Here is a 25965-nt window from a genome sequence, read left to right on the forward strand (position 1 = left end):
TTCGACCGGTCGTGACGTTCGCTCGCTGCCGCTTGCGCCTAGCTCGGGCGCGCGAGCTCGCGCGCCGGTAGGACATTGTGCCCGGCGACGCCGGCATACCAGCGCGCGCTCGCCTTCGGTGTGCGCACCTGGCTGTCGAAGTCCACCCGCACGACGCCGAAGCGCTGGTGGTAGCCCCACGCCCACTCGAAGTTGTCCAGCAGCGACCACGCGAAGTAGCCGCGCAGGTCGACCCCGTTCTCGATCGCCGCGTGCATCGCGCGCAGGTGCGCGTCGATGAACTCCAGCCGGCCGTCGTCCTGGACGAACCCCGTGGCGTCCGCATCGTCGTCGAACGCGGCGCCGTTCTCGGTGACGTACAGGGCGACCCCCGCCGGACCGGTGTACTCCTCCTGGAGCCGCCCGAGCAGCCGCGTCAGGCCGTCGGGCTGGATCTCCCAGCCCATCGCCGTGACCGGCAGGCCGCGCGGGTGGGTGTGCACGCCGTCGGCGGCCGGGTACGGCGTCGACGTCGGCCGGTCGACGGGTGCCTCGCCCGTCGGCGTGCCCGGGGCCGGCCGGTAGCTCACCGCGATGCCGTGGTAGTAGTTCACGCCGAGGCTGTCGATCGGCGCGGCGATGATCGCGAGGTCGCCGTCCTTGACGTGGGTGAGCAGGCCGAGCTCGGCGACGTCGTCGAGCACGTCCGCCGGGTAGCTCCCGCGCAGGAGCGGGTCGAGGAACAGGCGGTTGAGCTGGCCGTCGATGCGGCGCGCCGCGTCGACGTCGCCCGCGTCGCCCGGGTCCACGGGGTCGGTGACGTTGAGGTTGAGCGTGATGCCGAGGTTCGCCCGCGGCGCCCGCGAGCGCAGCTCCGTCACCGCGAGCCCGTGCCCGAGCATGAGGTGGTGCGCCGCGGCGAGCCCGTCGGGACGGCTCTGGCGCCCCGGCGCGTGGATGCCGGCGCTGTAGCCGAGCAGGGCCGAGCACCACGGCTCGTTCATGGTCGTCCACACGTCGACGCGGTCGCCCAGCGCCTCGTGCATCGTGATCGCGTACTCGGCGAACAGGTACGCGGTGTCGCGGTTGGCCCAGCCGCCCCGCTCCTCGAGCCGCTGCGGCAGGTCCCAGTGGTAGAGCGTCAGCCACGGCGTGATCCCGCGGCCGAGCAGCTCGTCGACCAGCCGCGAGTAGTAGTCGACGCCGACGGGGTTGACCGCGCCGCCGTCGGGGCGCACGCGCGCCCACGACGTCGAGAACCGGTACGAGGCGATGTTGAGCTCGGCCATGAGTGCCACGTCGTCGGCGAGGCGGTGGTACTGGTCGCAGGCCACCTCGCCGTCGTGCCCGTCGACGACGGCGCCGGGCACCCGAGCGAACGCGTCCCAGATCGAGTCGGTGCGGCCGCCCTCGTGTGCCGCCCCCTCGACCTGGTACGCCGCCGTGGCGGCGCCCCACAGGAATCCGGGCGGGAACTGCAGCGCGGGCCGAGCGTCGCGGCGCAGCCCCGGACCGGCGTCGGTCATCCCTTGACCGCGCCCTGCATGATCCCGGACACGAGGTGCCGGCCCGCGAGCGCGAAGACGAGGATCAGTGGGATCGTCGACAGGGTCACCCCGGCGAGGATCAGCGAGTAGTCCTTGAAGTAGGACGCCTGGAGCAGCTGCACCGCGACGGGCAGGGTCGGGTTGCTCGACCCGAGCACGATGAACGGCCAGAAGAACTGAGTCCAGGATCCGACGAACGTGAACAGCGCGAGCATCGCCGCGGCGGGCCGGGCGGCCGGCAGCGCGATGTGCCAGAACGTACTGATCATCGAGCAGCCGTCGACGCGGGCGGCCTCGATGAGCTCGTACGGCAGCGCCGACTCGAGGTACTGGGTCATCCAGAACACGCCGAACGCCGTGACCATGCTCGGCACGATGACGGCCACGAGCTTGCCGGTCCAGCCGAGCTGGGACATCACGATGAACAGCGGCACGATGCCGAGCTGGGTGGGCACCGCCATCGTCGCGATGACGAAGACCAGCAGCTGGCGCCGGCCCCGGAACCGCAGCTTGGAGAAGGAGTACCCGGCGAGCGTCGAGAAGAACACGACCGAGACCGAGGTGACGACGGCGACGATGAGTGAGTTGCTCAGCGCCTTCCAGAACTGGATGTCCGAGTTCAGCACGCGGCTGACGTTGTCGAAGAAGTGCTCGGCCGGGATGAACGACGGGATCGGGTTGCGCGCGATCGAGCCCGCGTCCGACGAGCCGAGCAGGAACGAGTAGTAGATCGGGTAGGCGGAGATCAGCAGGACGACCGCGAGGATCGCGTAGGTGACCCAGCCGGGCCGGCGGTTGGCGCTGCCGACGGAGCCGCGCTTGCGGCGGCGTGCGGCGGCGCGTGCGGCGCCCTTGCCTGACGTCTGCTCGATCATGGCGACGGAGGTCATCGCTTCTTCTTCTTTCCCGCGGTGGTACCGGACGAGGCGATGCGTTGGGTGAACCAGAAGTTCATCAGCCCGATGAGCAAGATGATCAGGAACAGGATCCAGGCAACGGCGGCCGCGCGGCCGAAGCTCTTCTGCGCGCCCCAGCCCAGCTCGTAGATGTACATCGTGACGGTCATCCATTGGCGGTCCGCACCGCCCTGGCCCGTCTGGTCGAACATGCGGGCCTCGTCGAAGATCTGCAGGCCGCCGATGGTCGACGTGATGACGACGAAGATGATGGTCGGGCGCAGCATGGGCACCGTGATCGAGATGAACTGGCGGAACCGGTTCGCGCCGTCGAGCACCGCCGCCTCGTACAGGTCGCTCGGCACGGCCTGCATGGCCGCGAGCAGGATGAGCGTGTTGTAGCCGGTCCAGCGGAAGTCGACCATCGTGGCGATCGCGACGTGGCTCGACAGGACGCCGGCGTGCCAGCGGATCGCGTCGATGCCGACGGTGCCGAGCAGGGTGTTGATCAGGCCGGTCGGGGAGTCGGCGAACATCTTCGAGAAGATCAGCGCGACGGCGACGGGGGCGACGACGTACGGCAGCAGGACGCCCATGCGCCAGAACGTCTTGGCCCGGATGTTGTTGTTCAGGACGACGGCGAGCACGAGCGCGATGATCACCTGCGGGACCGACGAGAGCAGGAAGATGCTGAACGTGTTGCGCAGCCCGATCCAGAAGTTCGGCTGGGCCAGCACGTACGCGTAGTTCTCGAAGCCGACGAAGGCTCCCTTGCCGCCGATCAGGTGCCACTTGTGCAGCGACACGTACGCCGTGTACGCGAGCGGGAAGAGCCCGACGATCGCGAAGACGATGAAGAACGGGGAGACGTACAGGTACGGCGAGAGCTTGACGTCCCAGCGCCCGAGTCGCTGTCTCATCGCGATCCGTCGCGGCGCGCGGTCGAGCTCCGGATCGAGCTCCGGGGGAGAGATGACTGCCATGAGAATCCTTCGACGAGGCTCGAGCCGTGCAGCGGGGTGCGGTCCGCCGGCCCGGCGCGGCTGCTGGAGTGAACCAGTGCAGCCGCGCCGAGCCGAGCGGGCGCGCGTTTCCTAGCGGTCGAGCTGGTTAGCCGAGCGCCTTGACGTCCGTGAGGAACTTGGCCCACGAGCTGTCCGGGTCGTCCGTCTTGTCGACGTCCACGCGGGTGAGCGCCTGCTGCATCGCGTCGTTGATCGCGAAGTAGTTCGGGCCCTTGAACGGGGTCACGGACACGGCGTTGGCCCGGTTGGCGAGGATCTCGCCGGTCGGGGCGTCGTTGTAGAACGCGTTGGTCACCGAGAGCAGGTCCTGGCTCTCGAGCGCGTCAACCTGGGACGGGAAGGTGCCCTTGGAGACGAACGCCTTGATCTGCTGCTCGGGGGCCGTGAGCCAGTTCGCGAGGGCCATGGCCTCCTCGGGGTGCTCGCCCTGCGCCGGGACGGTCAGGAACGAACCGCCCCAGTTGCCGCCGCCGCCGGGGAAGACATCGGCGATGTCCCAGCCGGTGACGCCCTCAGCGTTGCCCTCGATGACACCGAGCATCCAGCCGGGGCAGAGCATCGTGGCGAACCCGTTGTTCTGGAACGAGGCGACCCACGGGTCTTCCCACTGCTTGAGGCCGGCCGAGAGGCCGTCCGTCGTGGACGCGGTGAGGACCTGGCTGTACAGGTCGCTGACCTCGGCGTTGTCGGCGGCGATGATCGTGCCGTCGCTGTCCTCGTACGCGTTCTCGACCTGGTTGATCATGCCCTGGTAGGTGGCACCGGCGGAGTCGAACCAGGCGGTGGGGGTACCCGCGGCCTTGAACTGCTTGCCGACCTCGAAGTACTTCTCCCAGGTGGCGTCGTCGCCGCCGAGCAGCGTGGCGACCTCGGCGCGGTCCGTCGGGAGTCCGGCGGCGGCGAACAGGTCGGAGCGGTAGCAGACGCCCTCCGGGCCGATGTCGGTGCCGTAGCCGATCAGGGTGCCGTCCTCGGTCGTGGCCTGCGCGACCTTCCAGTCCAGCCAGCGGTCCGCGATCGAGTCGTCGGTGAGGTCGACGAACTTGTCGGGGAACTGCATGAGCTCGGGGAGCCAGTCGACCTCGATCGCCTCGATGTCGGACAGGCCGGAGCCGGCCGCGAGGCGCGTGTTCATGTTGTCGCGGGCCTCGTTCGAGGTCGCCGCCTTCTTCTGCTCGACCGTGATGTTCGGGTTGAGCTCGGTGTACTCCTTGATCAGGTCCTCGTAGCCGAACTCGTTGAACGTCGCGACGGTGAGGGTGATCTTCTCGTCCGAGCTGCCGGACGCGTCGTCGCCACTCTCGTCCGACGAGCCGCACGCCGAGGCGAGGAGGGCGATGCTAGCGACCCCCGCTGTGAGGGCCCACGCCTTGCTAGTGGTCTTGCGCACTATGACTCCCTTGTCAGTCGCGCGGCGTCCTCGCCGCGCTGTTGTCGTCGCGTCCGTGGCAGGCGGCCCAGGTCGCGTGGACCGCTGAGGTCCGCTTAACGTGGAATCGCTCCCATGGGAGTGCGGGAGCGCTCCCACGCGTTGCTCCGAATCGTGCTGCTGACGGGTCGGGGTGTCAAGGAGCACGCCACCCGAACGGCCGTGGGATCGCTCCCATACGGATGTCTGTGCAGGTCACGGCGCTTTGGCTTCGGTGGCCGTTACGGAATCGTTACGCCGGGAGGCTCGTCGGCGCGCCGATTTGCCTCGCTTCTCAGGCCGAGCTGCCCCGCGGGTGGATTCCGAGCCAGGTGGATCCGGCCTGCTGCTCGGCCTCGAGGGCGGCTCGGACGGCGCGCGCCGCCGCCTCCTCGATCGCGGCCCCGAACAGCGGCACCCCGGCCTTGACGTCGCCGTCGTAGGTGAGCAGGCTCGCCCCCGGCTCCGCGCCGTCGGGGCTGGCGGCGTCGGGTACGGGCGCGAGCGTCGTCGTGCCGGTCAGCCGCACGGGCGCCCCGGTGATCTCGACCACGACGGTCCCGTGCCGGGTCGTCGTGCCGGCCTCCCAGGCCTCGACCTGGCGCACGTCGAGGCTCGTGCCCACGAAGGCTCGGAAGTTGGCGGGGATCTGGTCGGTCGGCATCGAGCGCCGGGTCGTGACCGTGAACGCGCCGTCCGCGGCGTCCACGACGTCGACGTGATGGGCGACGGCGCCGCTCGCGGCGACGCGGGCGTGGCCGTAGGCGGGATCGGCAAGCATGGCCGCCACGGTCGCAACCGTCGCGGGGTAGCGGAGCTGGACGTGCACGCGCACCGTGGCCTCGCCTCTCGTCGGGCCCGCCGGTCAGCATCGCCCCGGGCGGGCTGTCCCTCGCGGGACGAACTGTCGTGGGACGAGGCTACCGAAGGTCCGGCCGGGCTTGGTGGGTCGGCGCCCGGCGCGGGCATGTCTAGGCTGAACCGGTGCCTACGTTGAGCGACCTGGTGTCCCGCCACTCCGATCTCGAGCCGGCTGACGTCGAATGGCTGCACCTGCTGATCGGGGACTGGCAGGTCATCTCGGACCTCGCGTTCGCCGACCTCGTGCTCTGGCTGCCGACGGGCGAGGGCGACTTCATCGCGATCGGCCAGTGCCGACCGAGCACGGGCGCGACGGTGCACTACGACGACATCGTCGGCAAGCACGCCCCCGAGGGCCAGCGCAGCCAGCTGCTCCAGGCGCTGACCGAGGTGCGGCCGCAGCGCTCGCGCGAGCCGCGCTGGTTCGGCTCGTACGCGGTGCGCGAGGAGGCGATGCCGGTCGTGCACAAGGGGCGCGCGATCGCCGTCGTCGCCCGGCAGACCAACCTTGGCGGGGCCCGCACCCCGAGCCGGCTCGAGCTGAACTACGTCGAGGCCGCCGACGACCTCATGGGCATGATCGGGCGCGGCGAGTTCCCGCTGCCGAACTCGGCGGCCGGCTCACGCCGCGGGGCGCCGCGCGTCGGGGACGGCCTCATCCGGCTCAACTCCGAGGGCGAGGTGCTGTACGCGAGCCCGAACGCGCTGAGCTGCTTCCACCGGCTGGGTGTCCTCGGCTCGCTCGTCGGGCGTTCCCTGATCGAGGTCACGACCGAGCTCATCGAGCAGGAGATGCCCGTCGACGAGTCGATGCCGCTCGTCGTCATGGGGCGGGCGCCGTGGCGCACCGACATCGAGTCGCACGGCGTGTGCCTGTCCCTGCGCGCCGTGCCCCTGACGGAGCACGGGCAGCGCACCGGGGCGGTGCTGCTGTGCCGGGACGTCTCGGAGGTGCGCCGGCGCGAGCGCGAGCTCATCACGAAGGACGCGACGATCCGCGAGATCCACCACCGGGTCAAGAACAACCTGCAGACCGTGGCGGCCCTGCTGCGGCTGCAGGCGCGCCGGCTCGAGAACCCCGAGGCCCGGGCGGCGCTCGAGGAGGCCATGCGGCGCGTGGCGACGATCGCGCTCGTGCACGAGACGCTCTCGCAGACGCTCGACGAGATCGTCCCGTTCGACGCGCTCGTGGGCCGCAGCCTGCGGCTCGCCGCCGACGTCGCGTCGGCGGGCGGGCACGTGCGCACGGTGACCACCGGGAAGTTCGGGCTCGTGCCCGCGGCCGATTCGACCGCGCTCGCGCTCGTGCTGACCGAGCTGGTGACGAACGCCGTCGAGCACGGCCTGTCGTCGCCCGCGGGCGGCACCGTCGAGATCACGGCCCTGCGGGACGGCCAGAAGCTGCGCGTCATCGTCGCGGACGACGGCGTCGGCATGGATCCCGAGGCGGGCGCCGGCTCCGGCCTTGGCACCCAGATCGTGCTGACCCTCGTCACGAACGAGCTGCGCGGCAAGATCGAGTGGCTGCCGCGCGACGGCGGCGGCACCCAGGTCGTCCTCGACGTCACGCTGCGCGACCCCCAGGGCTGAGGGCCCGGCGCCCCGTCGGCCCGGGGACGACCGAGGCCCCGACGGGGATCCGTCGGGGCCTGCGTGGTCGAGCGGGTCAGGTCGCGGGCGGCCTGGCCTGTGGGTGCTGCGGCGTGCGGGTTGCGGCGGTCGTCAGCTCGCGCGGCGCTGGCGGGCCGTGCGGCGCTTGAGGGCGCGACGCTCGTCCTCGGACAGCCCGCCCCAGACGCCGGCGTCCTGGCCGGACTCGAGCGCCCACTTCAGGCAGGTGTCGATGACGGGGCAACGGTGGCAGACTGCCTTCGCCTGCTCGATCTGTGCGAGGGCCGGTCCGGTGTTCCCGATCGGGAAGAACAGTTCCGGGTCCTCGTCCAGGCATGAAGCGCGGTGGCGCCAATCCATGAAGATCTCCTAGGCATGTCAGGGCACGCCCGAGAAGGGCGCTACTCGTGGGGGGCTGGAAAAAAGCATTACTGAACCCAGAGTCACACCTGAACTGCAGGGACACAAGGGGCTAACGTCAGGTTTCGAGGCCAAGCGGTTGAGGTCTTGCTCACACCATCAAGCCGCACCGCCGGCCGAGCGCGGGCAGCCACCCGGTTGGGCGGCGGGGCCGCGGGTGCGTGTCGTCGACGGGCGTGCGTCATAGGGTCGTCGCGTGCCCTCCCCCCGAGTCCCGACACCCGCAGCGGCGCCCGCGCCGGCCCCGCACCCCTGGGCCCTGGCCGTGGCCTGCCTGCTCGTGCTCGTCCAGGCGGCCGCCGCGCTCGGGCTGGGCGTGGCCTGGGCGGCGGACCTGGTGCGCGGGCGGGTCGAGCTGCCCGGTGCGACGGCGTTCCTCGCGCTCTCCGCGGTCGCGGTCGCGGCGATCCTCGTCGCGGGCGCGCGCGGGCTGTGGCGGGGCCGCCGGTGGGCGCGCGCCCCGATCATCACCTGGCAGCTGCTCCTGGTCGTGATGGCGATCGGGTGGTTCTCGGCGGATCCCAGCGCGTGGGCGCTCGTCCTGCTCGTGGCCGTGGTGTTCGTCGTGGTCGCCCTGCTCCTGCCCGCGGTGGTGGCCGCGACGTCCGGCCGCGCCGCCGCCGACGACGACGCGCGATGACCGCCGCGGCCTGAGGCCCGGCCCCGCCCGGGATCGCACGCCAGCGCACGCCCCCTCATAGCGCGCCTCCTCGGACGGCGCCGCGTCACGCGAGCGTCGGGTCGAGCACCTGGACGACGACGACGTCGCGACCGTGCTGGCGGACGGCGCGGCCGGGGGTGTGGGCGTGCCCGGGCTCCACCACCCAGTCGAGCGCGGTGCCGAACACGTCGGCGCTCCCGGGCTCGGTCGGCGTGAGCACGATCCCCACCCGCTGGTCGCGCAGCGCGCCGAGCGCACCGCGGTAGGAGATCGCCGCGCGGCCCGTCTGCGCGGCCGCGACCACGATCGGCCCCGGCCCCGGCCCCGGCCCCGGTTCTGGACCCGGCCCTGAACCGGCGGGCTCTGCCGAGCGCTGCGCGAGCGCGCCGAGCAGGTCGGTCACACCAGGGTGGAGCCGCTCGAGCGCGTCGAGGTCGTCGACGAGCGCCACCGCCCCGGGCGGCGCGGCGGCGAGCAGTCGCGCGATCGCCGCCGACGCGAACCCGCACCAGGCGACGGCCGGGTGCGCGGCGGCGTACCGCTCGAGGGGCCCGTCGCGCGCGACCACGACGATCGGGCGACCCGCGGCGGCGAGTGCGGCGGCCAGGACGGCGAGTGTTGTCGAGCGGCCGGACCCGGGCGGCCCGACGACGAGCGCGCCGCGGCCCAGGGCCAGCCGGACCGGCCCGGCGTCGTCACCGCCGATCCCGACGACGGGCGCCTCGTCCGGGCGCGGCGAGGGGCCGCGCTCGCGCCGGACGGCCGTCGCCAGCGCGCCGCGCCCGACGCGCGCGGGTACGGGCGCCAGGCGCAGCGCCAGGCTCTCGGGCGCGGTGTCGTCGGGCGGGGAACCGTCGGCCACGCCGTCGGCGGCGACCTGGCACACGAGCGCGTCGCCGGGCTCGCCGATCGCGTCTGGCTCGTCGGTGCCCTCCTCGACCAGCGAGCCGGCGACGGACGGGAGCACGATCGCGCGGCCCGGGCCGCGTCGCGAGCCGGCGAGCGCGCCGGGGACTCCCGCGACGACGTCGGCAGCTCGGTCGCCGACCGCGAGCACCAGGCGCTGCGGGAACAGCGTCGCGACCGCCCCCGGGGGTGCCGCCGAGCCCGTGGCGAGCACCGCCGTGCCGTGCTCGCGCGCCCGGCGGAGAAGGTCGATCAGGCGGGCCGCGCCGCTGCCGCGCCCGAGCGGCGCGAGCGCGTCGAGCGCGGCCTCGATCTCGTCGAGGAGCAGCAGCCGGGGGGCGGCACCGGCCGGCGCAGGCTGGGCGAGCAGGAGGAGGAGCCGGGCGAGCCGGCGGGGGTCGTCGACGCCGACGGCGGTCCCGAACGTCGGACGGGCCGTGAGGTCCGCGATCAGGCGCGCCGGGACGCCGACGGCGTGGACGTGCCAGCCGCGGGCGAGCGCGGCGAGGGCCGCGGTGCGCAGGGTCGTGCTGCGGCCGGACCCGGCGGCGCCGACGACCAGCAGCGGGCCGGCCGCCAGGCCCCAGCGCACGACGGCGCGGCGCCGCTGCGTCGGCACGTCGGCGAGGGCCAGCGGGAGCCGGCCGGCGTCGGCGTCGCCACGTCCGGCCTGCGCTCCGAGTCCGTGCTCAGCGGCGGCGTGCGCCGCGAGGTCGTCCGGCCGCAGGAGATCGGGCAGCGGCGGCAGCCACGGCGCCGCGGGAGCGTCCAGGCCGAGCTGGGCGGCGGCGGCACGCGCCGCCGCGACGAAGGCGCGGGCCGGGCGCGGGTCGGCACTCTCGCCCGCATCCGAGTCCGGACCGGGCCGTGCGCACGGGTGCCGGCCCGCGGGGGGAGCGCTCGCGGCGGGGACCCAGCCGGTCGGCGTGCCGGGCCAGGGCGGGGCGATCCGGACCGCGCCGCGCGGCCCGAGCGGTGCACCATTCGCGAGGGCGATCTGCACCGGCTCCGGCGCTCCCGTCCCGCGCCGTAGGACGGCGCGCCCCGGGGAGCTAGCCGGGATGCGGGCGGCCTCGGGGGAGTCGAGCACGTCGAGGGAGTCGGCGACGTCGGTCACCCGCAGCGCGATCCGCAGCGTGAGGTTGGCGCGCAGGTCGGGGCCGACCGCGCCGGCGGGTCGCTGGGTGGCGAGGATGAGGTGCATGCCGAGCGATCGCCCCTGCGCGGCGAGCCGGAGCAGGCCCGGCACGAAGCTGGGCAGGTCCTCCGTGAGCGCCCGAAACTCGTCGACCACCACGAGCAGGCGCGGCGGCGGCGCGGACCGCAACGCCGCGAGGTCGGGCACCCCCGCGCGGGCGAGGAGCCGCTCGCGCCGACGCAGCTCGGCGCGGAGCCCGGCGAGCGCGCGTGCGGCGAGGGCCGGGTCGAGGTCGGTGACCTGGCCGACGACGTGCGGCAGCTCCGCGCAGGGCCCGAAGCTCGCGCCGCCCTTGTAGTCGACCAGCGCGAACGCCAGCTCGGCGGGTGAGTGCGTCAGGGCGAGCGAGAGCAGCCAGGTCTGCAGCAGCTCGGACTTGCCCGCTCCGGTCGTCCCCGCGACGAGGGCGTGCGGGCCGTCCCGGATCAGGTCGATCGTGACCGGCGCGCCGGCCGGGCCGAGGCCCAGGCAGGCGTCGAGCCCACCCGCCCGCGCGGCGTGCCCCTGGGCCCAACGGTCGATGACGCTGGCGGCGGACGGAGCGGGCAGCCCCGGCAGATCGGCGAGCGCGACGCCACCGGCGGCGTTCGGCGAGGCCCCCGGGGGCAGGTCGCGGAGGCGTCGGAGCTGCCAGAGGGCGGCGACGCGCCGCGCATGCACCTCGGCCCAGGAGTGCGAGACCGCGTGCAGCGGGAGGGTGCGCGTCGCGCCCGTCGGCAGGTGCAGCGTCGCGACGTCCTTGCCGGGGTGGACCGTGAGCACGGTTCGGCACCACGCGGGCACATCGACCAGGTCCGCCGCGATCAGCACCACGGCCGCGCCGTGCCCGCCGGCCCAGAAGCGCGCGAGGTCCGTCGCCTGCCCGGGGGTGTGCCAGCCGTCGCCGACCACGAGCGTCGTGGGGCCCGCGGGGTCCGTGGGGCCCGTGGGACCCGTGGCGTCGGCGGCGGACACACCGGCCGCGCCGGAGGGAGCGGGCGCGGCCGCCGGGGCGTGCGCGGGTGCGAGGCCCGGTAGCCACCGGCACCAGGACCAGTCCGCGAGGTGGGCGGGGTCGGCCCGGACGGCGACGGCGACGTCGGCGTCCGTCGGACCCAGCGGCAGCGCCGCCGCGACGAGCGCCCGCGCCGCCGCGACGGCCAGCCCGCGGGGTCCGACGACGGCAAGGGCTCCGTCCGGGCTCAGGGCGCGCACGTCCGCCGGGCCGGGTGCGTCGGTCGGCTCGGCGCCAGCGAGCAGGCGGAGCGCCCGCGTGGACAGGTCGGCGGGCGAGGGCGGCTCGGGGCCAGGCCCGTCGAGCCGACCCGGCGACGTGCGACGCGCCGGCCCGGCGGCGGGGGCACGCCCGCGCGCGGTGTGGGCGCGCGCCCGCAGCCTGCTCGCGATGGCCAGGAGCGGGCCCACAGCAGCGACGATCAGGAACATCCGGTTGCCGGTGCTCAGTGCGAGCGCCACCGACCCCGCGGCGGGCGCGAGCCAGGTCGTGGCCGCGAGCTCGCCGCGAGCCCGGCCCTCGGGAGCCCGGTCGCCAGCGGTCCGGTCGCCAGCGGTCCGGTCGCCAGTCGTCCGGTCGCCAGTCGTCCGGTCGCCAGTGGTCCGGTCGGCGGAGCTCCGTACGACGGTCGCGCGGGCGGCGCGCAGCTCGAGCACGGTCGACCCGATCAGGAGCCGGTCGCCCACGTGCAGCCGCGTCCACCGCGCCGCCGGGCCGGCCCGCCGAACCGGCGTCGCGGGCCGCCCGCGCACCCGCCGCCCGCGCCACCACCTCCACCCCGACTCGGCGCGCCACCCCAGCCAGCCCAGCCACCTCATTCGCGCGGGTAGCCGGACCGTGCCGTGGCTCGAGCGCAGGTCGAGCGCCATCGGGCCGGATCGCCCCAGCCGCAGCGCGAGGTGGCGGCGCGAGCTGCGGCCGTCGTCGATCGCGAGGTCGCCGACGCGACCCACGACCAGCGGCCCGCGCAGGCCGACGAGCGCGCCGCTGTCCGGCCCCGAGAGCACGGCGAGGTGCCACTCGGCCCGCAGCGCCGCGTCGCCGGGGTCGCGCGGTCCCGCGCCGACGCGCAGGGTCGCGCCGGCCAGCAGCGGGACCTGGCCGGTCAGCTGGTCGTCGTCCAGCACCGCCGCCCCCACCGCGAGCACCGCGCCGCCGGGGGCCAGCTCCGCACGACCGGTCGCCGACGCGAGGTGACCGCGAAGATCGCCGAGGCGCGCGCCGTCGGGCACCTCGAGGTCGAGGTCCGGTACCCGGGGCGGGCCGGGTGCGCCCGCCAGCGTGACGCGCATTCGGCCACTGTCGCCGCGCGGCGCGATCCCGGCAGCACCGAGGCGATCGCGGTGGGGACGGGGCGTCGTTCCACAGGCCCGCCGGTCGCCTCGCCGGGCGACGACAATTCGCGAGGTGTTTCTACCGGCGAAGAGACGCTGACATGACCTAGCATGGCGCAATGACTCAGGTACTGCTGGCGGAAGACGACCCCGCAATTGCCGAACCTTTGGCGCGGGCCCTGACGCGTGAGGGTTATGACGTACTCGTGCAAGGCACTGGTCAAGGCGCCATCGATCATGCGCCGGACGCCGACCTGGTCGTGCTCGATCTCGGCCTGCCCGATATGGACGGCCTCGACGTCGCGCGCGCGATCCGCAATCTCGGGCTGACGACGCCGGTGCTCGTGCTCACGGCGCGGGCCGACGAGGTCGACCTCGTCGTCGGGCTCGACGCGGGCGCCGACGACTACGTGACGAAGCCGTTCCGCCTCGCCGAGCTGCTCGCGCGGGTCCGGGCGCTGCTACGCCGTACCCACGGCGAGCCGGTCGACGAGGACGAGCTCCAGGCGCAGAACGTCCGGGTCGACGTCGCCGCGCACCGCGCCTTCCAGGGCGAGCGCGAGCTGCACCTGACCGCCAAGGAGTTCGATCTGCTCCGCGTCCTGGTCGCGGCGGCCGGCACCGTGGTCGCTCGCGAGACGCTGATGCGCGAGGTCTGGGGCACCGACCCGTCAGGCTCGACAAAGACGCTCGACATGCACGTGTCCTGGCTGCGGCGCAAGCTCGGCGACGACGCGAACGCGCCGAGGTACGTCACCACGGTGCGGGGCATGGGCTTCCGGTTCGAGACCGGCGACCACACGGGGGCTTAGCCAGGTGCGCCGGCGGGTACTGCAGGCGACGATCGCGGCGGTCACCGTCGCGGTGGTGCTGCTCGGCTTCCCGCTCGCCTTCCTCGGCGCGCAGTACTCGCGCGACAACGAGGTGCAGGAGCTGAACAACCGCGCGGCGCAGCTCGCGTCGACGATCGACTTCCGCGACTCGCGCGCGATCCTGATGACCGACACGATGCTCGAGCCTTTCACCGGCAGCGCGACGACGCTGCCGGCGTCGGTCCTGGTCGTGCAGCCGGACGGCGAACGCCTGCAGGCCGGCGTGCCGATCGCAGGCAAGTCGCTCTCCGCCCAGGCGACCGCGAGCACGGGGGCGCTCGTCATCCTCACCACCTCCTGGTGGGACGTGTTCTGGCTCAGCGCCCGCGTCGTGCTGCTCGTCGTCGTCGCCGCCGTCATCGCGTTCGGCGCGGGCATCGCGATGGCGATGTGGCAGGCGAACCGGCTGGCGGCGCCGCTGGTCTATCTCGCGGCCTCCGCGGAACAGCTGGGCTCGGGGCAGGTCCGTCCGCGGCTCGAGCCGTCCGGCGTCGAGGAGATCGACCTGGTCGCGGCGGAGCTGGCGCGCAGCGCGGACCGCATGGCGGGCCGGCTCGCGGCGGAGCGGCAGTTCGCGTCGGACGCGTCGCACCAGCTGCGGACGCCGCTGACCGCCCTGTCGATGCGCCTGGAGGAGATCTCGGCGGCGTCGGACAGCCCCGACGTGCGCGACGAGGCCCGGATCGCGCTCGAGCAGGTCGACCGGCTGGTGGCGGTCGTCGACGACCTGCTCTCGCGGTCCAAGAGCGCGCAGGGCGGCACCACAGAGGCGGTGCTGCTCATCGAGGTGATCCGTCAGCAGGAGGAGGAGTGGGCGCCGTCGTTCGTCGCGGCCGGCCGCCGGCTCGTGCTCGACGTCGCGGAGGACGTCAAGGTGCTCGCGACGCCGGGCGCGCTCGCCCAGGCCATCGCGACGCTCATCGAGAACTCGCTCAAGCACGGGGGCGGCACGACGACGGTCCGCTCGCGCCCGAGCGGGCCGCGCGGAGCGATGGTGATCGAGGTCGCGGACGAGGGCGCGGGCGTCCCGGACGACCTGGCGCCGCGGATCTTCGAACGGGGCATGACGTCGGGCGCCGGGACGGGCCTCGGCCTCGCTCTCGCCCGGGACCTCGTCGCGGCCGACGGCGGGCGGATCGAGCTGGCGCAGCGGCGCCCCGCCGTCTTCGCGGTGTTCCTCGCCGGGGTGCCGAAGTCGCTGGACCCCGACGTCGTGCTGCCGCGCGGGTCACGGGTCTCGATCGGCAAGCTGCGCGGCTGGCGCTGACGCGGCCGGGCGGTGGCGCGAGCGCCGGCTCGGGGCGCCCTACGTGTGCGCGGACTCGGCCAGGGGATCGCGGACGAGCCGCCCGGCGCCGAGCCGGGACGCGGCGGCCTCGCGCAGCAGCGCCGTCGGCTCCCCGGTGAACACCACGCGCCGGTAGAAGTAGAAGCGGAAGATCGTCCCCAGCACCATGCCGACGACGTTGGCCGAGATGTTGTCCGCGAGCGCCGACGTGAGCCCGAGCCCGTAGTGCGAGATCGCGAGGCACCCGACGCTGACGACCATGCCGCCGGCGTTGACGAGCGCGAACGTGACGAGCTCGCGCCCCCGCGAGTCCTGGCGGCGGTCCGAGAAGGTCCAGTACCGGCTGCCGAGCCAGGCGAACACGGTCGAGATGCCGACCGCCGCGGCCTTGGCCGTCAGGGGCTGGTCGCCCAGCAGCGTGCCCGGCCCGAAACTGAGCAGGTTGAAGGCGGCCAGATCGACGAGGAACGCCATCGTGCCGACCGAGCTGAATCGGAGCAGCGTCGTGAGCCGGGTGCGGACCTCGGGCAACCGGAAGTGTCCACGCAGAGTTCCCCGAATCAGGGCGAGTTTGGCCACGGGGCCGGCGGGGGACACCGCGTCAGATTACCCGGCACACCTGACGATGGCCTGGGAACGCTTGTGTGACCTCGCACTATGTCGCGATTGACCGCAATGCACCGGCGACGCACGCGGGCGCCCGCGGGTGCTCGGCTAGGCTCACCCGTCGTGGCAGCTCCCGTGGTGGCAGTGGTGGGCGGCGGGCAGCTCGCCCGCATGATGGCGCCGGCGGCGACCGCGCTGGGGGTGCACCTGCGTGCCCTGGTCGAGGACGCGACGTCGTCGGCCGCCCAGGTCATCCCGGACGCGCCCGTCGGCGCGGCGCGCGACGAGGCCGCGCTCCGCGCGCTTGTCGCCGGCAGCAGCGGCCCCGCGGCCGGCCGGCCGGCGGACGTCCTGACGTTCGAGCACGAGCAGGTGCCGAACGCGCTGCTGGAGCAGCTCGCCCGCGAGGGGCACGCGGTGCGGCCCAGCGCGGCGGCCCTCGTGCACGCGCAGGACAAGATCGTGATGCGGCGCAGGCTCACCGAGCTCGGCGTGCCCTGCCCGCGATGGGCGGAGCTGCCGGATCTCGCGGCGCTCGAGACCTTCCTCGTCGCCGTCGGCGGGACCGCCGTCGTCAAGACCGCCCGGGGCGGCTACGACGGCAAGGGCGTGCGGGTCGTGCACTCGGCCGAGGACGTCGCGGACTGGTTCGAGTCCTCCTACGGCCCGGACGGCACGGGGATCCCGCTGCTCGTGGAGGAGAAGGTGCCGTTCACTCGCGAGCTCGCGGTGCTCGTGGCGCGGCGACCGTCCGGGCAGGTGCGCGCGTGGCCGGTCGTGGAGTCGGTGCAGGTCGACGGCGTGTGCGCGGAGGTCATCGCGCCGGCGCCCGGCCTCGCGCCCGAGGTCGCGCGCGCCGCGACGTCGCTCGCGGTGACGATCGCCGCGGGGCTCGGGGTGACCGGAGTGCTCGCGGTCGAGCTGTTCGAGGTGCCGGGCGACGGCGGGGGTCCGCCGACCGTCGTCGTGAACGAGCTCGCCATGCGCCCGCACAACAGCGGCCACTGGACGATCGAGGGCTCGGTGACCAGCCAGTTCGAGCAGCACCTGCGCGCAGTGCTCGACCTGCCGCTCGGGCAGACGTCGGCGCGGCAGCCGTGGGCGGTGATGGCCAACGTGCTCGGCAGTGGTCACGCCGAGCTCACCGACGCGCTCGCTGCGGTGACGGCCCTCGACGCCGGCGCGAAGGTCCAGCTCTACGGCAAGTCAGTCCGGCCGGGCCGCAAACTCGGGCACGTCACGGTGCTCGGTGACGACCTCGTCGAGGTCCGGGCCCGCGCCCAGGCCGCCGCGGCGATCCTCGCCGGTTAGGCGCGCGCGCCGCCGTCGGCGGCGGGGATATCGGCAGCCGGGACCTCGGCGGCCGGGGCCTCGGCCGCCGGTCCGGAGCCCGTGAACACGAGGCGCCGGTAGGCGACGTAGCGAAACGCCGTGCCGAGCGCGAGGCCGACGACGTTGGCGGACACGTTGTCGGCCAGCGCCGAGGTCAGGCCCAGCACGTAGTGCGAGAACGCAAGGCAGCCCACGCCGATCACGAGGCCGCCGAGATTGACGACGACGAACCCGGCCAGCTCGCGCCCGCGGGAGGCCGTGCGCCGGTCTGAGAAGGTCCAGTAGCGGTTGCCCAGCCACGCGACGATCGTCGCGGCCGCCACCGACACGACCTTCGCGGTCAGCGGCTTGGCCTCGAGGAGCTCGCCGGGCCCGAACCTGAGCAGGTTGAACAGCCCGAGGTCGACGACGTAGGCGACCGCGCCCACGGAACCGAACCGGCCAAGCTCGGCGATCCGGGTGCGCACCGCGCGCACGCGTCGACGCAGGGCGGGGCGCGCTGCGGCGTCGGACAGGAGCACGTGACCAGGCTAGCCGCGGTGGCTGTGCGCGCGCACTGCCGCCGGTCTGAGAGGCTGGTGCGGGCCGAGCGGCCGGCCGCGGCCAAACCAACCGCAGCCAACAACCGCAGCCGACAACCGCATCGCGAAGGAGTCGACCATGGGCGTACGAGACACCGCCGCGCGAGCCGCGCAGGTCGGGATCGTCATGGGGTCGGACTCCGACTGGCCGGTCATGCGGGCCGCCGCCGACGCGCTCGCCGACTTCGGCGTCGACATCGAGGTCGACGTCGTGTCTGCCCACCGCCAGCCCGACAAGATGCTCGCGTACGGTCGCACCGCCGCCGATCGCGGCCTGCGGGTCCTGATCGCGGGGGCCGGCGGGGCGGCGCACCTGCCGGGCATGCTCGCCGCCGTCACTCCGCTCCCGGTGATCGGCGTGCCAGTGCCGCTCGCCGTCCTCGACGGCCTCGACTCGCTGCTGTCGATCGTGCAGATGCCCGGCGGCGTCCCGGTCGCCGCGGTCGCCGTCGGCGGCGCTCGCAACGCGGGCCTGCTCGCGGTGCGCATCCTGGCGGCGGGGGTCGACGACGACGCCGCTCGCCTGCGGGCGGCGATGCTCGCCTTCCAGATCGGGCTGCGCGACGAGGCGACAGCCAAGGGGGAGCGGCTGCGTGCGCAGTACGGCGCCGGCCACCGCGGGCAGCCCACCGGCTTCAGCGCCTGAGTCGTCCGTCCGTCGGCCACCGGGCCTTTCGTCCCACGCCACGTCGCGATTGAGCCGCCGGGGCGGCCGTCGCGGCCCGCTTGGGTGCGGCCGAACGGGGGAATAGTCGCGGCCGAATAGCGCCCCTTTCGGGGCGCGCGGCCCGCGTCCGGTCCGCTCGCCCGGCACGCCGTAATGCCCGATTCTGTCCCGAAAAAAGCGGATCAATTCGCCCACCTGCCGCCCGATTTTACCCGGAAAAGCCCTTTTGAAAAGGGGATACCCAAGCCGCATCGAATCGGGCATTGCGGTGCAATCAATGGGTATTCGGGCGGGACCTTCGGCCTGAGCAATGTGATTTGAATCACCGGTACTGTTGCATTTATCACCCGGGCGCCACCGGGGGTTGCCGCAGATGGGACGCCAAATCCTGCCACCATCGAGGCTTGTTAACCCCTTGGCAGGGGCGGGAAGAAAATCGCTGCACGGCGGTCACTCGAAAGGGTGACCGGCAATGACAAACCGGATCTCGGCCATCTATTTCGGACATTTGTCGTTGGTGTTGCCCTTCTCCTGCAGGCGACCGAAAGAGGCCTCATCGTGAGCAATCCTCGACGTTTCGTCCGCCGCCATGCGGCCGGCTCAGATCGTGCGGTCCGGGCGCTCGGGGTGACCCTCGCGCGTCGAGGCGTGGCGATCGCAGCGCTCGGCGGGCTGGCCGTGGCAGGCCTGGCCTCCCCAGGGATGGCCGCCGATCCGCAGCCACGGATCGCCGCGCTGCACCCGTTCGCGGTGTCCTCTCCCGCCAACACCGCGATCGGCTCCGGCGCGATCTTCGAGGCCGCGACGGACGTCCGCACGGCCGCGCTGCTCAGGGGCACCCCGACGATCAACTCGACGGGCTGGTCCATCGCCGTGGCGATCGCCACCGAGGCGGACCCGATGGTGACCCTGACGAACACCTCGACGGGCGTCGTCCGCAGCATCCGGATGCCCAGCGGTGCGCAGGTGACCACGGGGACCGACAAGGCCATGACGATCGTCCAGCCCGACGGGTACACCGCGTACGAGTGCTACAAGATGACCAAGGTCTCGGCGACGTCGTGGACGTCGACGCACATCGTGCAGACAGACCTGCGCTCGGATGGTCTCGCCGGCGGGACCCGCGCGGCGGGCATCAGCCAGCTCGTCGGCCTGATCCGCACGGCGGAGGTCGCCGCCGACGCCATCCCGCACGCGCTCGCGGTCTCGATCCCCGACTCGATGCTCGGAGTCGGGCCGGTGTGGCCGGCCCGGCTGCAGGACAACAACGCCGCGACCGCCTACAAGGGCCCGATCGCGATGGGCACGATGCTGGGCATCCCGGCGAGCGTGGACCTGGCGAGCCTCGGGCTGTCCGCCGAGGGCCTGGCCGTGGCCCGGGCGTTCCAGGACTACGGCGCCTACGTCGTCGACCGGTCTGAGACCGTGGCGCTGTACGCCGAGCCGCTGTCCGACCAGGGCGCGGTCGCCCGGATGAAGGCCGACTACCAGCAGAAGCTGTTCCCCCTGCTGCGCGTGCTCGCCAATAGCAGTGCGGGCACTGTCGGCGGCGGAGGCAACCCCCGCCAGCCCGCTGCCTCCGGCCTGACCGCGGTGGCGGCAGCGCCGGCTGCTGGCACCACTGCGAACGTGGCGCCGATCGGGTTTGTGGACTCGATGGTCGTGACGGGTGCCGGCGTGACGGTGCAGGGGTGGACTGGTGATGCGGACACGGCTGGGCCGATTGCGGTGCACGTGTACGTCGACAACAGTCCGACGGGAACGGTCGCGAACCTGGACCGGCCGGATCTCGGGGGCCTGTTCGCGAACACTTTGCACGGATTCTCGGTGACGGTGCCCGCGGCCGCGGGAACCCACCGGGTCTGCGCGTACGCGATCAACGTCGCGCCGGGCGCCAACCCCAGCCTCGGGTGCCGGAGCGTCACGGTGAGCAATGTGGCGCCGATCGGCTTTGTGGACTCGATGGTCGTGACGGGTGCCGGCGTGACGGTGCAGGGGTGGACTGGTGATGCGGACACGGCTGGGCCGATTGCGGTGCACGTGTACGTCGACAACAGTCCGACGGGAACGGTCGCGAACCTGGACCGGCCGGATCTCGGGAGCCTGTTCGCGAACACCTCGCACGGATTCTCGGTGACGGTGCCCGCGGCCGCGGGAACCCACCGGGTCTGCGCGTACGCGATCAACGTCGCGCCGGGCGCCAACCCCAGCCTCGGGTGCCGGAGCGTCACGGTGAGCAATGTGGCGCCGATCGGCTTTGTGGACTCGATGGTCGTGACGGGTGCCGGCGTGACGGTGCAGGGGTGGACTGGTGATGCGGACACGGCTGGGCCGATTGCGGTGCACGTGTACGTCGACAACAGTCCGACGGGAACGGTCGCGAACCTGGACCGGCCGGATCTCGGGAGCCTGTTCGCGAACACCTCGCACGGATTCTCGGTGACGGTGCCCGCGGCCGCGGGAACCCACCGGGTCTGCGCGTACGCGATCAACGTCGCGCCGGGCGCCAACCCCAGCCTCGGGTGCCGGAGCCTCACGGTCTAGGTCACGTCGGCACGTGGAGCGGGAGGCAGACTCGCTCGGGCTGAATGCTCGACGCCGGGCCCCTTCCGGCGCTCACGGTTACAGTGAATCGATGCCACTTGTCACCATGAGCCCCTCGGCGCCCTCAGCCGCACCACACGCGACCGCTCCGGCGGCGGCCGGGAGGCAGTTCTCGCGGGCACGGCCCGGCGCTCGGTTGGCCGCGCTCGACGGACTACGGTTCCTCGCGGCGGCGGCCGTCGTGACGTATCACTTCACCGTCCGGAACTCCCAAGCCTGGGGCCAGTCGCCCGCGCAGGTGTTCCCGAACTTCGGCGAGTGGGCGGTCTACGGCGCGCTCGGCCCCGAGCTGTTCTTCGTGATCAGCGGGTTCGTGATCCTGATGACCGCCTGGGGCAAGTCGGTCAGCGACGTGGTCGCCTCACGCGTCGCCCGCTTGTTCCCCGCGTACTGGGCGGCAGTGCTGCTGACCGGCGTGCTGCTGTTGTGGCTGTGGCCCGGCGGCAAGGAGGTCACGCCCGGTCAGGTCGCGGTGAACCTGACGATGCTGCAGAGCCTGTTCGACGTCGGCAACGTCGACGGCGTGTATTGGACGCTGTGGGCCGAGCTCAGGTTCTACGCGCTCATCCTGCTGCTCGTCGGCGTCGGCATCACGCGACGCCGGGTGATGGCCTGCGCGGCGCTCTGGCCCGCGGCGGCGCTGCTGGCGCACGCGGGCGGGCCGCAGTGGCTGCGGACGCTGCTGATCTGCGAGTACGCGCCCCTTTTCGCTGCCGGGATGGTGCTCTTCGTGATCCGCCGCGAGGGCAGCTCCTGGGCCGCCTGGCTGCTCGTCGCGGCGAACACGGTCGCCGCGGTCTGGCTCGTCGTGCCCGACCAGCTGGCCCGGCAGGCGCGCAACGCCGACATCGTGCCGTCCGGCTCGATCATCGGCGCGGTCGTCGTCGGCTCCATCGCGCTCGTCGGCGTCGTCACGCTCACGCGCGTCTCTCGCGTCGCGTGGCCGTGGCTGACGACCCTCGGCGCGCTGACGTTCCCGCTCTACCTCGTGCACGAGCACTGGGGCTGGTGGGCGATCACGCATCTGCCCGCAGGCCTGCCGCCGTTCGTCACCCTTGCGATGGCGACCGCGTTCACGCTCGCCCTCGCCGCCGGCATCCACTACGGCATCGAGCGCACGGTCGGGCCGCGGCTGCGCTGTGCCGTGAAGTCGGGCCTGACGCGCGAACCCGCGGCGCCGCGGGCATAGCCAGCCGGCGATCGCGCGTGCACACTGGGGGACACCCTTTTGGAAGCAGCGGAGGGCAGTCGTGGGTCCACACAGTGTCGGTGAGGCCGGGTGGCGCTGCCCGATCGCCGCGGTCCAACGCGCCCTGAGGGGTGCGGCCGATGCCTAGGCTGCTTGAGCGGTTCTCGACGATGAGCGTGCTCATCGTCGATGACAACGAGGCCAACGTGGCGCTCGTGCGGGCGCTGCTCATGAACGAGGGCATCCATCGCATTACGGCGGAGACGGACTCGCGTCGCGTAGCGGGCCGGCTTGCCGCGATCGACCCGGACCTGGTGCTCCTGGACCTGTACATGCCGCACCTCGACGGCCACGCCGTGCTCGAGCAGATCGTCCGGTTCGCGGCGGGGAGCTACCTGCCGGTGCTGGTCCTGACCGCGGACTCGACCCGGCAGAGCCGAGATCTGGCGCTGAGCAAGGGCGCCCGGGACTTCCTGACCAAGCCGCTCGACACCGTCGAGTTCGGGCTGCGGGTCGCGAACCTGCTGGAGACGCGCCAGCTGCACACGGCGATCCGGCGCGCCGTCGGCGGCGGTCCCGCCGTCCCGCAGGCCACCGAGGGCGAGCTGGCCAGGATGCGGGACCGCGTCGAGACCGTCATCCAGGACGGGAGCATCACGCCCGTGTTCCAGCGCGTCGCTGAGCTCGGCACGCGCGCGACCGTCGGCCACGAGGCGCTGGCCCGGTTCGCCCGCCCGCACGAGCACGGCCCGGCGGGCTGGTTCCGGGACGCGTTCACGGTGGGCCACGGCATCGAGCTCGAGCTCGACGCGGTCACCCGGGCCCTGCCGTTCCTCGACGACGACGCGGGCACGTTCCTCGCCGTCAACATGGCCCCGGCGACCGTGCTCCAGCTGCGTCGGGGTGACCTGGAGGACCGGCCGGTCGACCGGATCGTCATCGAGCTCACCGAGCACGCGCCGGTCGAGGACTACGCCGCCGTGCGGCGCGCGCTCGCGAGCATGCGCGCGGACGGCCTGCGGCTCGCCGTCGACGACGTCGGCTCGGGGTATGCCGGATTCCAGCACATCCTCGCGCTCGAACCCGACATCATCAAGCTGGACATCTCGCTCATCAACGGGATCGAGCGGAGCCGGATGCAACGCGCGCTGGCGAGCGCGCTCGTGGCGTTCGCGACCGACATCGCCGCCGTGGTCATCGCCGAGGGGGTCGAGACGGCCGCGGAGCTCGAGGTGCTCGGCGACATCGGGGTGCCGTGGGGGCAGGGGTACTTCCTCGGGCGCCCCGAGCCCGCCCGGGCGGTGCGCGCCTGATCAGGCCCCGGGCATCCCGCCGACGGCACCCGCCGGCAGCGTGCCCGTCATGATCGCCGTGAAGAACGCCGGGCTCGTGTCCGGGTCCAGCTCGACCGTCGAGCCCACGCCTCCCGGCCGGTAGTCGATGCTCAGGATCGGCGGCGTGCCGGTGATGCCGCCCGGACCGGTCGCGCTTCTGAAGGCGAGCGCAAGGCGGCCGAGGTCGACGATGTTCGTGCCGTTGCTCACGAAGAGTGCGCCGAGGCCGGCGGACACGAGCCGGACCTGCTTGGCCGGCTGGAGCGCCAGCGACGGCTTGGCGACCGCCCCGGTGACGGCCGAGATGAGCTGCTGCTGGCGCTGCGCGCGGCCGATGTCGGAGGTCGGGTCGGAGTACCGCATGCGCGCGAAGGCGAGGGCCATCGGCCCGGCGACGTCCTTGCAGCCGGGCGCGTCCCAGACCAGCCCGGAGTTCACGTCGTTTAGGGGGAAGGACAGCGGCGGGCTCTCGAGGCAGAGATTGACGCCGCCGGCGGCGTCGACCACCTGTTCGACCCCGCCGAACCCGATCTCGGCGTAGTGGTCGACGTGGATTCCCGTGAGCGTCTCGACGGTCGTGACGAGCAGCGGCGCGCCCCCCAGCGAGAATGACGCGTTGAGCTTGCCGGCATCGTGGCCGGGAATCTCGACATAGGTGTCGCGCGGGAGGCTGATCAGTGCCGCTGGCCCGCTGGGCGGGACGTGCAGCAGCATGATCGTGTCCGTGCGGGCGCCGGGAGTGGTGGTGTCCTCGATGGTGCCGTCAGCGCGAGAGTCGGAGCCGGCGATGAGGTACGTCGTGCCGGGGGTGTTCGCCACGCCGGACAACGCGTCCACGTGCTCGATCTTGCCGTTGGCCCACACGAGCATGCCGATAGGCCAGGCGAGGAGCGCCACGACGACGACTGCCACCGTGATGGCGATCCGCTTGCGGCGCGAGCCGGGCAGGCGCGAGCCGGGCAGGCGCGGGCGCGCGGGCGGCGGCGCATCGACCCGACGACGTGGCGGGGCGGCGGGCGCGCGGGGGCCGACGGGCGGGCGGGGGCTGACGCGGTCCGCACCGGCGGGTTGTGCGGGGGCACGTACCGCGGCCGCAGGGCGTCGCGGTGTCCCGGTGGGCGACGCTGGGCGACCGACCGTGATCGCGTCGGCAACAGCCGGGCGGCGCCCGGCCGACGCGGGATTGATGCTCGGGGGGACGCCTGCGGGTGCCGACGGCGCCGGGGGGCCGGACGGTGCGGGTCGCGCTGCGCGTGCGGGCGGCGCCGTTGGCCGGCTCGCCTCGCCGCCGACGGGCCGCGCTGACCCGCCCGTGCGGGCGCGGCTAGCGCCGGCAGGGCGGCGGGGCTTGTCCTCGGGGGCCATGGTCGCTCAGCCGCAGACTGCCGTGACGGTTTCGGCGGTAATTGCGTCCTTGCCAGGCACAGGGGTCTCCTGCTCGACGGAAGCGTCCGCGGAGGGGTCGGGCGTGGCGGCCGGATCCACCGGCGCGACCGGTTCAGCCGCCGGGGTGATCGGCTGGTCGGCCGCTAGCGCGGCCCAGATCGCATCCGCCTCGTCCGTCATCACCACGCGGTTCGGGTCGGACGGCGCGGCCGCGAACGGGATGGTCATGAACGTGATGTTGCTCGACGCGGTCCCGCGCAGACTGAACGCGAGGCCGGTCAGGTTGGGGATCGAGGCGAGCGTCGTGCTCGCGGTGATGGACGACGTCGCGGCGTTGAGGAACTGCAGCAGGTTCGGCAGGTCGGTCAGGAGGTTCTGGGACTGCACCGTTCGTACCATCGCGGCGAGCAGCTGCTGCTGTCGGCCGAGCCTGTTGGTGTCGGACCCGTCGCCGACGCCGGTGCCGGTCCGGGCCCGGGCGTAGGCGAGCGCCGTCACGCCGTCCAGCGTCTGCTGCCCCGCCGTCAGCTCGAGCCCGGCCTTCGGCGAGCTCATATCGTTCGGGATACAGATCGGGACACCGCCGAGTGCATCGACCATGCGAGTGAAGCCAGCGAAGTCGATGACGACGAACTCGTTGATGAACACTCCCGTGTTCTCCTCGACCGTGCGGATTGCGCAGGCCGCCGCGTCCGAAACCTGGCCGGACTCCGAGCCGATCGAGAAGGCGGCGTTGAACTGACCGTCCTGCGCCTCGGAGGTCGTGCCATCGGACCGCGCGCACGCGGGGATGTCCACGAGCGTGTCCCGCGGGATCGAGACGAGGTCCGCACGCGTCCGGTCGGCAGACAGGTGCAGCACGATCGTGGTGTCGGAGCGCATCCCGGAGACGTCGCCGCCGATCTCCGCGTTCTCGCCGTCCCGAACGTCCGAGCCCATCAGCAAGATGTTCAGAGCCTGCCCGGCGTTCGGATCGTTGGGGTCAGGCGTGGCTGCCTGCTCGGGGCGGTCGTCGCCGAGCAGGTCGACCACGTTCGCCGACGTGATGTTGGACTGAAGCCTCGTGTATGCCGTCGCGGCCCCGGTGATGCTGAAGGCCAGCACTGCGGTGACCAGGAGCGCGATGGTTCGGACGACCCGGTGCGACTCCGGCCGTCGGGCATGGCGCGTGGCGCGTGGGCGCGCCGAGGCTGCGTGGGGTGAGGGCACCCAAGGAGTTTAGAGGCCGAGACCGGCGGGTAGTGGGAGGCGCAGGGGCGACTGCGT

General features: G+C 73.2%; 20 protein-coding genes. 9 read left to right on the plus strand and 11 right to left on the minus strand.

Annotation, left to right across the window (positions count from 1 at the left end; genetic code table 11):
* Positions 1-38: 38 nt before the first annotated feature.
* From J4E96_RS04180 to J4E96_RS04200, 5 genes are all read right to left on the minus strand, one after another.
* Complete coding sequence (locus J4E96_RS04180; RefSeq protein ID WP_227424530.1) at positions 39-1505, minus strand: GH1 family beta-glucosidase; 1467 nt, start codon at positions 1503-1505, stop codon at positions 39-41.
* The gene (locus J4E96_RS04185) at positions 1502-2416 is read right to left on the minus strand and encodes a carbohydrate ABC transporter permease (protein ID WP_227424531.1); all 915 of its coding nucleotides are present in this window, start codon (positions 2414-2416) and stop codon (positions 1502-1504) included. Before J4E96_RS04185 ends, J4E96_RS04180 begins: the two co-directional genes overlap by 4 nt.
* Positions 2413-3405, minus strand: a complete 993-nt coding sequence (locus J4E96_RS04190; RefSeq protein WP_227424532.1) for a carbohydrate ABC transporter permease — start codon at positions 3403-3405, stop codon at positions 2413-2415. The genes J4E96_RS04185 and J4E96_RS04190 overlap by 4 nt, the downstream gene beginning before the upstream one ends.
* 127 nt (positions 3406-3532) lie before the next feature.
* On the minus strand, positions 3533-4837 hold the full coding sequence (locus tag J4E96_RS04195; RefSeq protein ID WP_227424533.1) for an ABC transporter substrate-binding protein: 1305 nt from the start codon (positions 4835-4837) through the stop codon (positions 3533-3535).
* 313 nt (positions 4838-5150) lie between these two features.
* Entirely contained in the window at positions 5151-5690 is a 540-nt protein-coding gene (locus J4E96_RS04200) for a DUF2505 domain-containing protein (protein WP_227424534.1), read from the minus strand.
* Positions 5691-5839: 149 nt separating this feature from the next.
* On the opposite strand from J4E96_RS04200, the gene J4E96_RS04205 reads away from it, so the two are divergent.
* Positions 5840-7306 (plus strand): sensor histidine kinase, encoded by a 1467-nt coding sequence (locus J4E96_RS04205; RefSeq protein WP_227424535.1) that lies wholly within the window; start codon positions 5840-5842, stop codon positions 7304-7306.
* A 132-nt stretch (positions 7307-7438) separates the two neighbouring features.
* Here J4E96_RS04205 and J4E96_RS04210 read toward each other — a convergent pair whose 3' ends face one another.
* A complete protein-coding gene (locus J4E96_RS04210; protein ID WP_227424536.1) occupies positions 7439-7687 on the minus strand; it encodes a WhiB family transcriptional regulator in 249 nt (82 codons plus the stop codon).
* Between the two features lie 256 nt (positions 7688-7943).
* Here J4E96_RS04210 and J4E96_RS04215 point away from each other — a divergent pair, with 256 nt between their 5' ends.
* Positions 7944-8387 carry a hypothetical protein gene (locus J4E96_RS04215; protein ID WP_227424537.1) on the plus strand — a complete coding sequence of 148 codons (444 nt, stop codon included), beginning with the start codon at positions 7944-7946 and terminating at the stop codon, positions 8385-8387.
* Between the two features lie 85 nt (positions 8388-8472).
* Here J4E96_RS04215 and J4E96_RS04220 read toward each other — a convergent pair whose 3' ends face one another.
* A complete protein-coding gene (locus J4E96_RS04220; RefSeq protein ID WP_227424538.1) occupies positions 8473-12798 on the minus strand; it encodes an FHA domain-containing protein in 4326 nt (1441 codons plus the stop codon).
* Positions 12799-12959: 161 nt separating this feature from the next.
* Here J4E96_RS04220 and J4E96_RS04225 point away from each other — a divergent pair, with 161 nt between their 5' ends.
* On the plus strand, positions 12960-13652 hold the full coding sequence (locus J4E96_RS04225) for a response regulator transcription factor (RefSeq protein ID WP_227424539.1): 693 nt from the start codon (positions 12960-12962) through the stop codon (positions 13650-13652).
* 4 nt (positions 13653-13656) lie between these two features.
* A complete protein-coding gene (locus J4E96_RS04230) occupies positions 13657-14979 on the plus strand; it encodes an ATP-binding protein (protein ID WP_227424540.1) in 1323 nt (440 codons plus the stop codon).
* A 39-nt stretch (positions 14980-15018) separates the two neighbouring features.
* Here the strand turns inward: J4E96_RS04230 and J4E96_RS04235 are convergent, their stop codons facing one another.
* Positions 15019-15597 (minus strand): GtrA family protein, encoded by a 579-nt coding sequence (locus J4E96_RS04235; RefSeq protein WP_227424541.1) that lies wholly within the window; start codon positions 15595-15597, stop codon positions 15019-15021.
* A gap of 132 nt (positions 15598-15729) precedes the next feature.
* Between J4E96_RS04235 and J4E96_RS04240 the strand changes: the two genes are divergently transcribed.
* Positions 15730-16917, plus strand: a complete 1188-nt coding sequence (locus J4E96_RS04240; RefSeq protein WP_227424542.1) for a 5-(carboxyamino)imidazole ribonucleotide synthase — start codon at positions 15730-15732, stop codon at positions 16915-16917.
* Here the strand turns inward: J4E96_RS04240 and J4E96_RS04245 are convergent.
* On the minus strand, positions 16914-17453 hold the full coding sequence (locus J4E96_RS04245) for a GtrA family protein (RefSeq protein WP_227425661.1): 540 nt from the start codon (positions 17451-17453) through the stop codon (positions 16914-16916). The two genes, J4E96_RS04240 and J4E96_RS04245, sit on opposite strands and share 4 nt — an antisense overlap.
* Positions 17454-17598: 145 nt before the next feature.
* Here J4E96_RS04245 and purE point away from each other — a divergent pair, with 145 nt between their 5' ends.
* The 4 genes from purE to J4E96_RS04265 all read left to right on the plus strand — a co-directional run bounded on the left by purE (position 17599) and on the right by J4E96_RS04265 (position 23292).
* Complete coding sequence (gene purE / locus J4E96_RS04250) at positions 17599-18165, plus strand: 5-(carboxyamino)imidazole ribonucleotide mutase (protein WP_227424543.1); 567 nt, start codon at positions 17599-17601, stop codon at positions 18163-18165.
* A gap of 669 nt (positions 18166-18834) precedes the next feature.
* A complete protein-coding gene (locus J4E96_RS04255) occupies positions 18835-20730 on the plus strand; it encodes a hypothetical protein (RefSeq protein ID WP_227424544.1) in 1896 nt (631 codons plus the stop codon).
* Positions 20731-20821: 91 nt separating this feature from the next.
* Positions 20822-21979: an acyltransferase family protein gene (locus J4E96_RS04260; protein WP_227424545.1), complete on the plus strand. Its 1158-nt coding sequence runs from the start codon at positions 20822-20824 to the stop codon at positions 21977-21979.
* A gap of 140 nt (positions 21980-22119) precedes the next feature.
* Positions 22120-23292 carry an EAL domain-containing response regulator gene (locus tag J4E96_RS04265; protein ID WP_227424546.1) on the plus strand — a complete coding sequence of 391 codons (1173 nt, stop codon included), beginning with the start codon at positions 22120-22122 and terminating at the stop codon, positions 23290-23292.
* On the opposite strand, the gene J4E96_RS04270 is transcribed toward J4E96_RS04265, so the two are convergent.
* Together J4E96_RS04270 and J4E96_RS04275 are read right to left on the minus strand one after the other, a co-directional pair.
* The gene (locus J4E96_RS04270) at positions 23293-24225 is read right to left on the minus strand and encodes an LCP family protein (protein WP_227424547.1); all 933 of its coding nucleotides are present in this window, start codon (positions 24223-24225) and stop codon (positions 23293-23295) included.
* 459 nt (positions 24226-24684) lie between these two features.
* Positions 24685-25908 (minus strand): LCP family protein, encoded by a 1224-nt coding sequence (locus tag J4E96_RS04275; RefSeq protein WP_227424548.1) that lies wholly within the window; start codon positions 25906-25908, stop codon positions 24685-24687.
* Positions 25909-25965 lie beyond the last annotated feature (57 nt).

It is taken from the genome of Pengzhenrongella sicca (assembly GCF_017569225.1).
In the GTDB taxonomy this organism is placed as follows: Bacteria; Actinomycetota; Actinomycetes; order Actinomycetales; family Cellulomonadaceae; genus Pengzhenrongella; species Pengzhenrongella sicca.

What these genes read in the sequence shown, in the direction of transcription:
- J4E96_RS04180 (WP_227424530.1), bottom strand. Translation starts at nt 1,505, where the DNA reads ATGACCGACGCCGGTCCGGGGCTGCGCCGCGACGCTCGGCCCGCGCTG.
- J4E96_RS04185 (WP_227424531.1), bottom strand. Translation starts at nt 2,416, where the DNA reads ATGACCTCCGTCGCCATGATCGAGCAGACGTCAGGCAAGGGCGCCGCA.
- J4E96_RS04190 (WP_227424532.1), bottom strand. Translation starts at nt 3,405, where the DNA reads ATGGCAGTCATCTCTCCCCCGGAGCTCGATCCGGAGCTCGACCGCGCG.
- J4E96_RS04210 (WP_227424536.1), bottom strand. Translation starts at nt 7,687, where the DNA reads ATGGATTGGCGCCACCGCGCTTCATGCCTGGACGAGGACCCGGAACTG.
- J4E96_RS04220 (WP_227424538.1), bottom strand. Translation starts at nt 12,798, where the DNA reads ATGCGCGTCACGCTGGCGGGCGCACCCGGCCCGCCCCGGGTACCGGAC.
- J4E96_RS04225 (WP_227424539.1), top strand. Translation starts at nt 12,960, where the DNA reads ATGACTCAGGTACTGCTGGCGGAAGACGACCCCGCAATTGCCGAACCT.
- purE (WP_227424543.1), top strand. Translation starts at nt 17,599, where the DNA reads ATGGGCGTACGAGACACCGCCGCGCGAGCCGCGCAGGTCGGGATCGTC.
- J4E96_RS04260 (WP_227424545.1), top strand. Translation starts at nt 20,822, where the DNA reads ATGCCACTTGTCACCATGAGCCCCTCGGCGCCCTCAGCCGCACCACAC.
- J4E96_RS04265 (WP_227424546.1), top strand. Translation starts at nt 22,120, where the DNA reads ATGCCTAGGCTGCTTGAGCGGTTCTCGACGATGAGCGTGCTCATCGTC.